The organism is Hymenobacter lapidiphilus (assembly GCF_013377885.1).
Taxonomy (GTDB): domain Bacteria; phylum Bacteroidota; class Bacteroidia; order Cytophagales; family Hymenobacteraceae; genus Hymenobacter; species Hymenobacter lapidiphilus.
On sequence record NZ_JABKAU010000009.1, the window covers coordinates 73,005 to 85,588 of the forward strand.

The following is a 12,584-nucleotide window of genomic DNA, read 5'->3' on the forward strand; positions in this document are numbered from 1 at the left end:
TCGGCCCAGTCACCAATTGCTTCTGCCTAGCGAAAAACTGCTTCTTCCCCATCAGTCCATGAATCAGCACCCGACCCTCGAACACATTACGTCCCTGATTCAGGAAGGCGAGTTTTTCAAACTCAAGGAAGCGCTCAAGAACTTCGAACCCGCCGAGGTAGTGGAGCTGCTGGAGGAAGAGGAAGAACGTGAACAGCTCATCATCTTCCGGCTGCTGCCACTGCAACTGGCCACCGAGGTGTTCGAGTACCTCAACCTCGACATTCAGAAGCACTTTCTGGCCAATCTCAGCCAGGATAAAATGGCCGACATTCTCAACGAGATGTCGCCCGATGACCGCACGGCGCTGCTGGAGTTTCTGCCCGACGATTTGGTGCGGGAGCTGATCCAGACCCTTTCGGAGCCCGAGCGCAAGATTACGCTGGAGCTGCTGGGCTACCCCGAGTACTCGGTGGGCCGGCTGATGACGCCCGACTACATTGCCATCCGCGAGCACTGGACCGTACAACAGGTGCTCGAATACATTCGTCGCCACGGCGGACAGTCGGAAACGCTTAGCGTGCTGTACGTCACCGACGAGCGGGGCAAGCTCATCGACGACATCCGCATCCGGGAGTTTCTGCTGGCCGGGCCCGAAGTGCGGGTGAGCGAGCTGCTTGACCGGCGCTTCGTGTCGCTCAACACCATGCAGGACCAGGAGGAGGCCATCGACGAGTTCCGGCGCAACGACCGGGTGGCCCTGCCGGTTATCAACAGCGAAGGTATCCTGTTCGGCATCGTCACGATTGACGACATTCTCGATATCCGGGAGGAAGAGGACACCGAGGATATCCAGAAGCTGGGCGGCTCGGAAGCACTGGATGAGCCATATCTGGCCACGTCGATTTGGAGCATGGTGAAGAAGCGGGCCGGCTGGCTCGTGATTCTGTTGCTGGGTGAGATGCTGACTACTTCGGCCATGCACCACTACGAAGACGATTTGCAGCGGGCCGCGGTGCTGGGCCTGTTTATCCCGCTCATCATTTCGGCCGGTGGCAACGCTGGCTCGCAGGCTACTTCGCTCATCATCCGGGCCATGAGCCTGGGCGAATTTACGGTATCGGACTGGTGGATGATTCTGCGGCGCGAGCTGCTGTCGGGGCTGCTGCTGGGTTTGATTCTGGGCGTGGTAGGCTCGCTGCGCATCGTACTGTGGGCCAAGTACATCGACCCCGGCTACTTCGGCCCCTACTGGTCGCTGATTGCCGTAACGGTAGGCTTCTCGCTGCTGGGTATTGTGCTATGGGGGGCGCTGGCCGGGGCCATGCTACCCATGTTGCTCAAACGCCTGGGCCTCGACCCTGCCACCTCCTCGGCCCCATTCGTTGCCACGCTAGTCGACGTTACGGGCCTGATCATCTACTTCACGGTGGCCACGATGGTGCTGCGCGGCACGCTGCTGTAGGTTTTTTTTAAGCGGTTAGTTAACCCGACTTATTGGAACGCTGTAGGGACTTGCCCCCGCCCGCCATTCGTGCCATCGAACAAAGTCGGTGAAGCGGTGTGTACGGCGCGGCGGGCGGGGGCGAGCCCCTACAGCGTTCCAGCAAACCACTTCGCAACCTGGATCAACTAGCGGCTACCAGCTAACAACCCAAGTCCGATACTACTATAGATTTTAGCCAACTTTATATCGGCTATTTTCGTTAGCAATACTGAATCTCACTCAGTAGTATCGTCATGAAAATTCCAGTTGAAAAAGGCCAGGAAAAAGGGTTCTTATCCGATGGCCGCCACACGGTTGAAATCACCGAAATCGAGGAAGGCAAAAGCGAAAACCAGGGCATTCCGTTCTTCGCCGCCCGCATGGAAAACGAGGAAGGCTTCGTGCTCCAGCGCTTCTACCTCTCCGACGCCGGTCGCCCCGTTATCATGGGCCTTTATGAAATGGTCGGCATTGAACCCAAAGCCGGCCAGGACCTCGACACCAAGCAGCTCGTTGGCAAAAAGCTGTCGGTAGAAGTAGGCGACTATACCTACAACGACCCCAACTCGGGCAGTGAGCGGACGCTCCGCCAAGCCTCGCACTTCCAGCGGGTGTAATTGCGCGTTTCGCTGTAAACCAAAGCTCCCGGTTGCGCCTCTTGTGGCAGCAGCCGGGGGCTTTCTAGTTGATAGGAAAAGCTCAATTGGGTTTCTCCTTGAAAGCGTTTATTTGACAGCGACGCGGTACCGGAGCCAAGCCGGCAACAGGGCCACGAGCATCGGTGGCAACCACAGCCAGAATCCTTGTGCAAGTAATTCGTTTTCATTAATTACCCAGCCTAAATATTTCTGCGCTAGGATAACGCCGGCAAGCATAAGCACCATACTAACATAGGCACTCCAAATCCACCAACGAAAAGCTGTTTGACGCGGGGCGGCAGCCCATAGACGATGCTTGCGAATTTCCCTATATAAAAGTGCTGGCAACAGTAGCCCAAGCAGATATGCCAAGAGAATAAAAAAGCTCGGTAATACAAAAAGCAGGGCGAGGAGCAAAAAGCCGACAAGTATTATAATTACTGCTGCTTTTATTACCGCCACCAGTTCTGATACCGCGCCTCTGTCTTTGCTGTCCTGGCTCATCGGAAATTATGACTACAAGTTAGAAATCCACCCGGCCGCGGTTGGTCTTTTTGTCGCCGTGTTTTTTCTTGGATTCCAGGCGTTTTCGCACGGCACCTTTGCCGGGTTTGGTGGGGCGGCGGGTTTTGGGGCGGTGCAGGGTTTTAACCAGCAGCTGATGAAACTTGAGCAGCGCGGTTTCGCGGTTGCGCAGCTGGCTGCGGTCTTCCTGGGCCGTTACCAACAGCTCGCCTTCCTGGGTGAGGCGCGAGGCCAGCTTTTCGAGCAGCGTCTGCTTCTGCTCTTCGCTGAGCAGCTGCGAGTCGGCGATGCGGAAACGCAGCTCAACGCGGCTTTCCACCTTGTTCACGTTCTGCCCGCCCGGCCCGCTGCTGCGGCTGGTCTGGAACTGCAGTTCGGGCAGGAAGTGAGCGGCGGCAGGAAGCATGGGGCTAAATTGTGGGGAACGTGAAGGTAAAGATACTGTCATCCTAAGCGGCGGTTTGCCGCTCACCACATCAGATACCCCAGCAGCACCAAGCGGGCAGTCCAGACGAGGGTACGGGCCCAGTTGGTGCGTACTAGGCCGTCGATGGCAATGTAGCTGTAGCCGTCGCGGGCCAGGCGGTTGTGGAAGGGCACGCTAAGCAGAAACGTGCTGCCCCAGGCTACCAGCACCAGTGCCAGCTGGCCCCAGCGGGCCGCCGGGCTCAGGCCCATGCCCTGCCAGGCCAGCCAGCCGGCCGCGCCCAGCTCCAGCAGCATTGGCCCCATCACTACCCAACTCATGCGGGTAGAATGCTCGCGGTGGAACTGCGCGAACTGCGCGGGCTCCACGCGGGCGAACCCGGGGTAATGCACGAGCTGCACCGTCCAGATGAGGCCGGTGAGGTAGGCGGCCAGGCCGAAGTTGAGCAGGAGCAGATGATTCACTTTTCGTTGTTTGGTTTTTGTTATTTGACTTTTGAAAGGGGTTGATTAGCCAGCCGTTACTGCTACCTTTCCACTGAAAAAATAACGAGCTACAGAAAACAAACAACGGAAAAACATGAAGCAATTTCTGCGTCCGGGCCTGTTGCTGGCCCCGCTACTGGGGCTGGCCGTAGCCGCCTGCGGCCCCAACGATAAAGCCGGCGCCGCCAAGCCCGATCTGCTCAGCGCCAACCTCGATACCACTGTGCGGCCCGGCGACGACTTCTACAACTACGCCAACGGCACCTGGTTCAGGCAGCACCCGATTCCGGCCTCCGAAAGCAACTGGGGCATCGGCAAGGAAGTACAGAACGAAATCTACGGCCGCCTGCGCAAGCTCAACGAGGATGCCGCCAAAGCCACCGCCGCCCCCGGCTCGACGGAGCAGAAAATCGGCGACTTCTGGGCCACGGGCATGGACAGTGCCACTGTGAATAAGCAGGGCCTGGCCCCGCTGCAGGCCGAGCTGACGCGCATCCGGAACATCAGTACCGTAACGGGCGTGCAGGCCGCCATTGCGCGCCTGCAACAGCTGGGCGTGAACGCGCTGCTAGGCGGCTACGTGCAGCAGGACGCCAAGAACAGCGACAAAATGGCCCTCTACCTCTGGCAGGCGGGCCTGGGGCTGCCCAACCGCGACTACTACTTCAACAAGGATGCCCGCACGGCCAACATCCGGAAGGAGTACGAGAAGCACCTGGGCACCATGTTCGGGCTGTTGGGCCAGGATGCGGCCACGGCCCAGGCCAGCACCAAGCGCGTACTGGCGCTGGAGACCCGGCTGGCCGGGGCCTCGCGCAAGCTCGAAGCCCTGCGCGACCCCTACGCCAACTACAACAAGATGAGTCTGGCCCAGCTCGACGCTCTCACGCCCGGCCTCAACTGGAAGCCCTGGCTGGCCGAAATGTCGTTTGCCAAGGTCGACACCGTGATTGTGGGCCAGCCCGAGTTCTACCAGGAAGCCAGCCGCCTGCTACGCACCGCCCCGCTCGCCGACTGGCAGGCCTACCTGCAGTGGCAGCTGGTGCACGCCTACGCCGCCTACCTGGGCCAGAACTTCGACCAGGAAAACTTCCGTTTTTATGGCACCGTGCTGCAAGGCGCCACCGAGCAGCGCCCGCGCTGGAAGCGGGTACTCGACGCCGAAGAAGCCGCTCTGGGCGAGGTGCTGGGCCAGCAGTTTGTGAAAGAATATTTCACCCCCGAAACCAAGAAGCGCTACGAGCAGCTCACCGAGAACATAACGGCCTCGTTCCGCGAGCACATCGGGGCGCTGGACTGGATGGGCGACTCGACCAAGCAGAAGGCACTGGTGAAGCTGGCCAAAATCAGCCGTAAAGTGGGCTACCCCGATAAGTGGAAGGACTACTCGTCGCTGGAAATCAAGCGCGACTCGTACGCCGCCAACGTGATGCGGGCCAACCAGTGGCGCTACCGCTACGAGGCCCGCAAGCTCGGCCAGCCCGTCGACCGCACCGAGTGGGGCATGACGCCCCAGACCTACAATGCCTACTACAGCCCGAGCAACAACGAAATTGTGTTGCCGGCCGCTATCTTCTCCATTCCGGGTCTGGTGGATGCCGAGGCCGACGACGCCATCATCTATGGCTACGCGGGGGCCAGCACCATCGGTCACGAGCTTACCCACGGCTTCGACGACGAGGGCAGCCAGTTCGATGAGAAGGGCAACCTGCGCAGCTGGTGGACCAAGGCCGACCGCCAGGCCTTCGATGCGCGCGTGCGCGGCATTGTGCGCCAGTTCAACAGCTATCAGGTGCTCGATTCGCTGCGCATCAACGGTAAGGCTACGGCCGGCGAGAACATTGCCGATTTGGGCGGCATCGTCATCGGGCTCGATGCGTTCAAAAAAACCGAACAGTACAAAAAGGGCGAGAAAATTGGGGGCCTAACGCCGGTGCAGCGCTACTTTCTGGGCTACGCGCTGGGCTGGCAAACCCACCAGCGCCCCGAGCGGCTGGCCCAGGCCCTGCTCACCGACGTGCATTCGCCGGCTCAGTACCGCATCAACGGCCCCTTCGCCGACGTGCCCGCCTTCTACGAAGCCTTCCATGTAAAACCCGGCGACAAGCTCTACCGGCCCGATTCGGCCCGGGTGAAAATCTGGTAGGCTGACGATACCGTTGCCCGGCCCGCCTATTTTTTTGGGTCCGGGCAACGGCGCACACCAGCGCTGCATCTACCCCGGTACGTCTCACCTTTCAAGCCTCTACCCCATGAAAAACCTCCGCTTCCTGCTGCCCGGTTTGCTGCTCGCGTTGCTACTAACCGCCTTCCATTCCTTCGCCGCCGACACCCGCGAAACCCGCACCGTAGCGCCCTTCACGGCCGTGAGCCTGGGCGGCTCCATGCAGGTTGTTTTCCGCCAGGGCAGCCCTCAGAAAGTGGAGGTACAGGGTGATGCCGACGATTTGGCGCGCCTGGAAACCGTAGTCGAAGACGGGAAGCTGCGCATCAATACCAAGCGTGAAAGCGGGTTGTTCAGCTCCTACAATTTCAAGAGCAAAGTCACGATCTACGTAACTGCGCCCACCGTTACGGCACTGAGCGTGGGCGGCTCGGGCAGCTTGCGGGCCGCCGAGCCCATCCGGGCCAGCAAGCTGCGGCTGGCCGTGTCGGGCTCGGGTAGCCTGGAGCTGGCCGGCGTATCGGCGGAAACGATTAGCTCGGCAGTGTCGGGTTCGGGCAACCTTAAGATTGGCGGTGGTACGGCCACGAGTCAGCAAATCAGCATCAGCGGATCAGGCGGCGTGCAGGCCGAGCAGCTGGCTACCAAAAGCTGTGATGCCCGCATTGCCGGCTCGGGCAGCTGCCGCGTGCAGGCCACCGAAACGCTCGACGCCCGCATTGCCGGTTCGGGCAGCGTGTACGTGCGCGGCAACCCTCGCGTGAACAGTTCGGTTGCTGGCAGTGGCCGGGTACGTAAGCTGTAGATATTGCGTAGGGGCGGGGCTTATCCCCGCCCGCCGTTGGGTTCGTACAACGGCCCGTTGCCGAATCGTTTAACGGCGGGCGGGGGCAAGCCCCGCCCCTACGTCGTGCTGATACGCGACCTTCTCAAAGACCGAACAACCCGCCGCCTTTGCCTTTATCCTTCTTCTTCGACTTGGATTTCTTCTGGTCTTTACCATCAAAAATGCCGCCCAGGAAGCTGGTTTTCTCCTTGATGATAATGTAGCGCACCGAGAAGGCAGTGGGAAAGCGGGCCCAGTCGGCGGAATTGATTTCGACGGTGGGCTTGAAATCAACGCTGACTACGAGTGGCACGAAGGCTATTTTATATTCGGCCCCGATAATGACATCGAAGCCGCCAAATGTGCCGTCGTCTTTGTGGTGGCCGAGGTGGCCGCCCGCGCCGAGGTAGTAATTAAGGCTGGGCCCCAGGATACCGAAGTGGCGCTCAGCCAGCAGCGTGGCGCTTATTTCGCGCGAGCTGGCCAAAGCCAGGCCCTCAATGGTGGCTTTGGGCGCAAATTTCTGCTGCAATGTGAGGCCGTACTGGCCCCCGCCTATGCGCAGGCCGGCGGCGGTAATGTATTTCTGGGCGTGGGCGGCCGATGGGGCCAAAAAAGCGGCGGCCGTTGATAGCAGCAGGCCAGCCAGCAGGCCGGCGCGGGGCGCGGCCGGGCAGGCAGAAAACGGAAAGGTCATAATCTTATAAAGGGGTAGTTGAACCCGACGCTGGGCTGCGCGTTGAGGCAACCAAGGAGGTACAAAGTACGTCGGTAGGGCGCAATAACGTCGCGCTCTGTACAAACCACGTAACTTGCGGCCTTTATTTTTCGCCCGCCTCTACCGCTCCACTCACCCGTGTATATTCATCAGGTCGCGTCCTACCTGCCCGCCGAAATCATCGACAATGCCCATTTCACTCGCCTCAACGGTCTTTCGAGCGAGTGGATAACCGAGCGCACCGGTATCCGGACGCGCCGGAAAGCGGCTCCCGGCGAAAACACCAACACCATGGCCGTCGAGGCCACTCGCCGGGTGCTGGCCCAGACCCCCGATTTCGCGGCCACCGATGTAGACCTGATTGTGGCCGGCACCTACACGCCCCACGACACGATTTACACCGTGGCCCACGCCGTGCAGCGCGAAATCAACGTGTCGGATATTCCGGTGGTGAGCATTTCGTCGGCCTGCTCGTCGTTGCTGAATGCACTGGAAATTGTGGAGGGCTACTTTGCCATGGGTAAGGCCCGCCGGGCGCTGGTTATCGTGAGTGAGCATAACACGGCCTACAACAACGAGGACGACACCGTAGCCGGCCACCTGTGGGGCGACGGCGCAGCGGCGCTGCTGGTTTCGCTGGACCGCCTTGCCCCCGCCGACCTGCGGGTGCGCGACATCCGTACCGGCGGGGCCGGCAACATCGGCAAAGCCGACGAGTCGGTGACGCTCAAGCCCGTGGAAAAGGGCATTGTGATGCCCTACGGCAAAGACGTATTCATCCACGCCTGCACCTACATGACGCGGGTAACCCAGGAAATTTTGGCCCGCAACAACGTGCCGGTGGAAGAGCTAACCTACCTGATTCCGCACCAGGCCAACCTGCGCATCACCAAAAATGTGCTGCAGCAGCTGGGCCTGCCCGACGAGCGCGCCGTGTCGAATATCCAGGATCTGGGCAATACCGGCTGCGCGGGCGCGGCCATTGCCCTGGGCAGCACCTGGCCCGATTTGCAGCCTGGCAACCAGGTGGTGGTTACGGTTTTTGGGGGCGGCTACTCCTACGGGGCCATGCTGCTGGAGCGGTAAGCGCCGGCATTAGCCAGCGCTTACACGCAACAGGTCAACCAGATTTTTCGAAACAAAGAACCGAAAAGCACAGCGCCCCTGACCCCATTGTGGCATCAGGGGCGCTGTGCCTTTCGGTTCTTTGGGCTGGGGTGAAACCTGACCATTCTGGCATTAACTCCCACCTAGCGTATTTTTCAAATCACTGCACGGTGTGTAGAGACGCGACTCAAGATTTGCGCTATATACCTCAGCGCACCAGTAGGCGCGTGGTGCCGGCGGGGCCGTTCGAGTCGGTCCAGCGGAGCAGGTACAGGCCGGGGCGCAGGTCGGGGAGCGTGGTGCTCAGCAGGCTGAGGCCAGGCTCGTAATCGAGGCGACGGCCGTCATAATAGCGGCCCACGGCATCATAGAAGCGCAGCGTGAGGGAGCCGGCAGCGGCTCCGGCCCCGTACTGCAGGCGCAGCGCCGGCCCGTTTTGGTCGAAGGGGTTGGGAAAGGCTGTCAGGCCGGTTTGCGCGGTGGCGTTGCGGCTTGCCAGCAGCGGCCGGGCCGCATCGAGCGAGCCATCGGGCCGCTTCAGCCGCAGGCGGTAGTAGCTCAGGCCGGGCAGCGGCTGCGGGTCGAGGGCGCGGTACGGGCCGGCTCCGGCGGCTACTTCCGCTACGGGCTGCCAGCCGGCCGTCGTGTCAAGCGGCGCGCGCTCCAGCACAAAGCCGCTCAGGTAGCACTCGGCGCGGGTGGCCCATTCCACCTCAACGCCGGCGGGGCCGGGCGTGGCCTGCTGGCTGGCCAGCGGGGCAGGCAGCATGGCGGCGGGGCCGCACACATCGGGCCGGAAGCTGCGGGCGCGCAGCACGTAGCGCCCCCCGGCTATGTCGCTGGCCGGGGCCAGGGTGCGGCTGCGCTGCCCGCGGGCAATGGCAAAGTGCATCACGGCGCTGGGCATAATCAGGTGGGAAAGCTGTTGGGCATGGCCAAGCTCATGCACCGCCACCGACTCGAAGTCGAGCTGGGTGCCAGCCGGGTTGGCCGGCCCGAACTGCCAGGCGGCCGCGTCATCGTACTGCGTATCAATTTCCTTCACGAAGAACGCCACCGTGCCATCGGGGCGGTAGCAGCCCTCGTAGTAGCTGGTGGTGCGGCCCAGCACGCCGGCCGGTAGCTGGCTACCGGTATCAAAGCCCACCGTGTTTTCGCCGTCGGCAGCTACCCCCGTGCTGGTACGCGGCGGGCCCAGCTCCCAGTTGATACCGGTTTGGCAGCGCCAGCTGGCAAGCGCCCGCTGCCAGGCCGCCGCGGCCGCCGCGTTGGCAACAAAGCTTGGTTCGAAGCGAAACGTGAGGCCCCCGGCCCCATTCTGGTCGCGGTGGGCGGGCACGGCGCGCTGGCCCGTGTTGGTATCGCGCACGTTAGTAGCGGCAAACTCGATGAGCACTGTTTGCAGGCTCAGCACCGCCAGCTGGCCCGTTCCGGCGGGCGTTACGCGCACCGGACCGGTACCGGCCGGGTTGCCGGTAGCACTCAGGGCCGGCACCCGCACCTGAATCCGGGTATCGGTCCAGCTCACATAATCGTCGTCGTTTACTCTGGTGAAAGTGCCGCCGCCATCGTCGGCATTGCGAAACTCCACGATGCCGGTGCCCCGGCCGGGGCCGAAACCGCTGCCCGTAATGGTAAGCACCGCGCCCGTACCGGCCGACAGGCGCAGCGGCGACACCCCACTGATAACCGCCGCCTGCGGCCGGGCAGCAACCAACTGGCTGTGCTGCAAGCGGGCTGCCGCCAGGGCCAGATTGGGCTGCACCTCGCGCGGCGCGGCCGTCACCGTAGCCACGGCCGCAGCAGGGCTGGCGTATCGGCGGAACGGCTCGGCGGCCGTCAGGTCAGCCAAATGGTAACGGATAAAGCCCTGCTGGCTGCCGAACACCTGCCAGCCCACCTGCCCGGGCACAGTGGCCGGCTCCAGAAAGAAGATTCCCTGCTCGCCGGGCACCAGCTGCAGCGTGTTGGTGAGTACTTCACGGCGCAGGCCCAGCGTACCGCCCTCGGTAAACACGGTCAGTACCGAATCAGGGGCTCCCTTCAGCTGGCGAAATACCCGTAGCTGGTGGCGGGTGTAGAGGCGGCCGTTGGCAGCCTGCAGGCCCTCGCTGCCTACCACCACGGCCTCCACGATGCGGACGGCGCGGATGGCCCGTAGCGCGGGATCGAGCGGCACGAGCAGGCAATGGGTGGCAGAAGCCGGAGTACCGGGTGCTACCGTTTGGGCTGCTACCTGCAGCGGCAACGCCAAGAATGGTAGAAGGAATAGAGCGGAAAACTTCATACCGGAATACATACGGGAATAAGTGGGCCGGCGGGCTGTCAAATCGAGATATTTCATTGGGTTAATTCCTAATGGTTACGCCGGTTATGCCGCGCAATTAGCTGCTCGATGCAACCTCGTACTATCTGCCCGAACTCCTGCTATCAAATTCTTCCTTCTCCCCATTATCTGTTATGCGTATTTCTTTGCTGACTGCCGCCGGCCTGACCGCGGCCGCCCTGCTGCTGGCCCGCCCGGCCGCCTTCGCCCAGCAGGCCCCCGCGGCCCCAGACCCTGCGGCACCGGGGACTCCTACCCCCCTAACCACCGACGCCCCCACCCGGACCGGGCCACTCCTCAAACTTGGAACGGGCCTGTTCGATGGTTCGGGCTACGGAAGCTTCCGGGGTTTGTCGCTGCCTTTGGTGCTGGGTATTGAGCAGCAGCTGGCTCCCGGGTGGACGGCTACGCTCAACGGCTCCAGCCTCTGGAATATCGGCGAACGGCGCATCGGCTTTTCAACGAACCGGGAGGGGCTGAAGCTGGAGCAGCTGGGCCTTGATGCCGGTATCCGCCACTATTATCACCAGGAGAAGCGGCGCGCCAAAGGCCGCCGGACAGGCCCGTACGAGGGGCCTTACGTAGCCCTGCAGCTCAACAACTACTTCCGCCGCGACCTGCCCTACAATTTCAACCGACGCTCTTTTGAATACGATTACAGCACCCTGACGGGGCGCTGGGGCATACAGCGCCAACTGGGCAGACGGGGCCTCCTCGATGCCTATATCGGCGCCGGAGTGGCCAACTCGCGTACCTACCGCTACAATCCCGCTTCAGCACCTACCCAAAGCCGGGCACTGGGAATAGGCCTGGAGTTAGGCGTTAAAATCAGTCTGATTCATAAGTAGCCATTGCCCCGGAGCGCCTGCTGATTATTCCTCTCCTAAAACAGGCTACCCTGCACCGGCTGCGGAATTACCCGGGGCGGTTGTACGGCCATACCGGTCAGCTCGTGCAGGCGACGTAGGAAGTGCTCGGCCCACAACGGGGAGTGCAAAATATCTTTCTGGTGGATGAACAGGTAAGCCGTATGCAGGCCCGCTTCGAGCCAGCCAGCCACGCGGGCGGCCCAGTCGTCGGCGCGGCGGAAGTCGGAATCGATGAGGCCGTGGCCGTTGAGGCGCACGAAGGCCGTGGGCGTGGTTAGGCGCTGGTGCAGCGCGTCGCGGCGGCCGGCCACGTCGCTGATGACCAAAGGCTTGCCCAGGGCTTCGAGCATGGCCGTTACGGTAGCCAGCAGGCCGGCATCGGAAAACCAACCAGGGTGGCGCAGCTCCACAGCCAGCGGCACGAAGGCCGGAAAATCGAGCAGGTAGCGCTCCAGCCGCCGCAGGTGCTCGGGCCCAAAGGTAGGAGGCAACTGCAGAAACGCGTGGCCCAGCGTGGGCCCCAGCCCCTCAATGGCGCGGCAGAAGCTCGTTGTCAGGTCATCGGCATTGTACAGCGCCCGGTCGTGGCTGATTACTTGCGGGATTTTGGGGCAGAACCGGAACGACTCGGGTACCGCTTCGCGCCACTTGCGCACGGTGGGCGCGTCGGGGATGCGGTAGTGGGTGGTGTTGAGCTCGATGCTGTTGAACTGCCGGGCGTAGTGGTGCAGGTAGTCGGCATCTTTAATGCCCTGTGGAAAATAGGAGCCCAACCAGGCCTTATTGGTCCAGATAGGGCAGCCCACGTACACGGCCGGCGGGGCCGGCTGCGTGGGCAGCGCCCGGGCCAGTACGGCGGCCGTTTCGGGGTGGTCGGCGGGCAGCCGGAAATCAACGTAGCGCAGGTCGGAAAGGCGGCCAAAATCCATTCCCGAAGGTAAGCAGTCGAGAGTTGGCGATTGCTAATCGCCGGTTGTTTGGGAGGGTGTGTCATGCTGAGCATGTGGCGCATAGAACCAGGGTGCGCCACATGC

Annotated in this window: 12 protein-coding genes; 6 read left to right on the forward strand and 6 right to left on the reverse strand. The window is 62.0% G+C overall.

What is annotated here, in order from left to right:
- Window positions 1-58: 58 nt before the first annotated feature.
- Together mgtE and HW554_RS06725 are read left to right on the forward strand one after the other, a co-directional pair.
- Entirely contained in the window at window positions 59-1,444 is a 1,386-nt protein-coding gene (gene mgtE / locus HW554_RS06720) for a magnesium transporter (RefSeq protein WP_176907812.1), read from the forward strand.
- Between the two features lie 275 nt (window positions 1,445-1,719).
- Window positions 1,720-2,082: a hypothetical protein gene (locus HW554_RS06725; protein ID WP_176907813.1), complete on the forward strand. Its 363-nt coding sequence runs from the start codon at window positions 1,720-1,722 to the stop codon at window positions 2,080-2,082.
- Between the two features lie 108 nt (window positions 2,083-2,190).
- Here HW554_RS06725 and HW554_RS06730 read toward each other — a convergent pair whose 3' ends face one another.
- From HW554_RS06730 to HW554_RS06740, 3 genes are all read right to left on the reverse strand, one after another.
- A complete protein-coding gene (locus HW554_RS06730) occupies window positions 2,191-2,607 on the reverse strand; it encodes a hypothetical protein (RefSeq protein ID WP_176907814.1) in 417 nt (138 codons plus the stop codon).
- 19 nt (window positions 2,608-2,626) lie between these two features.
- Complete coding sequence (gene arfB / locus HW554_RS06735) at window positions 2,627-3,034, reverse strand: alternative ribosome rescue aminoacyl-tRNA hydrolase ArfB (RefSeq protein WP_176907815.1); 408 nt, start codon at window positions 3,032-3,034, stop codon at window positions 2,627-2,629.
- Between the two features lie 62 nt (window positions 3,035-3,096).
- Window positions 3,097-3,519 (reverse strand): hypothetical protein, encoded by a 423-nt coding sequence (locus HW554_RS06740; RefSeq protein WP_176907816.1) that lies wholly within the window; start codon window positions 3,517-3,519, stop codon window positions 3,097-3,099.
- 115 nt (window positions 3,520-3,634) lie between these two features.
- On the opposite strand from HW554_RS06740, the gene HW554_RS06745 reads away from it, so the two are divergent.
- Both HW554_RS06745 and HW554_RS06750 read left to right on the forward strand, forming a co-directional pair.
- A complete protein-coding gene (locus HW554_RS06745) occupies window positions 3,635-5,686 on the forward strand; it encodes a M13 family metallopeptidase (protein WP_176907817.1) in 2,052 nt (683 codons plus the stop codon).
- Window positions 5,687-5,792: 106 nt separating this feature from the next.
- Window positions 5,793-6,509: a head GIN domain-containing protein gene (locus HW554_RS06750; protein WP_176907818.1), complete on the forward strand. Its 717-nt coding sequence runs from the start codon at window positions 5,793-5,795 to the stop codon at window positions 6,507-6,509.
- A 124-nt stretch (window positions 6,510-6,633) separates the two neighbouring features.
- On the opposite strand, the gene HW554_RS06755 is transcribed toward HW554_RS06750, so the two are convergent.
- Window positions 6,634-7,227: a hypothetical protein gene (locus tag HW554_RS06755; RefSeq protein ID WP_176907819.1), complete on the reverse strand. Its 594-nt coding sequence runs from the start codon at window positions 7,225-7,227 to the stop codon at window positions 6,634-6,636.
- A gap of 159 nt (window positions 7,228-7,386) precedes the next feature.
- Here HW554_RS06755 and HW554_RS06760 point away from each other — a divergent pair, with 159 nt between their 5' ends.
- Window positions 7,387-8,334 (forward strand): 3-oxoacyl-ACP synthase III family protein, encoded by a 948-nt coding sequence (locus HW554_RS06760; protein ID WP_176907820.1) that lies wholly within the window; start codon window positions 7,387-7,389, stop codon window positions 8,332-8,334.
- Between the two features lie 229 nt (window positions 8,335-8,563).
- On the opposite strand, the gene HW554_RS06765 is transcribed toward HW554_RS06760, so the two are convergent.
- The gene (locus HW554_RS06765; RefSeq protein ID WP_176907821.1) at window positions 8,564-10,609 is read right to left on the reverse strand and encodes a matrixin family metalloprotease; all 2,046 of its coding nucleotides are present in this window, start codon (window positions 10,607-10,609) and stop codon (window positions 8,564-8,566) included.
- 206 nt (window positions 10,610-10,815) lie between these two features.
- On the opposite strand from HW554_RS06765, the gene HW554_RS06770 reads away from it, so the two are divergent.
- Entirely contained in the window at window positions 10,816-11,529 is a 714-nt protein-coding gene (locus HW554_RS06770; RefSeq protein ID WP_176907822.1) for a hypothetical protein, read from the forward strand.
- Between the two features lie 35 nt (window positions 11,530-11,564).
- On the opposite strand, the gene HW554_RS06775 is transcribed toward HW554_RS06770, so the two are convergent.
- The gene (locus HW554_RS06775; protein ID WP_176907823.1) at window positions 11,565-12,479 is read right to left on the reverse strand and encodes a DUF72 domain-containing protein; all 915 of its coding nucleotides are present in this window, start codon (window positions 12,477-12,479) and stop codon (window positions 11,565-11,567) included.
- Between the last annotated feature and the right edge of the window lie 105 nt (window positions 12,480-12,584).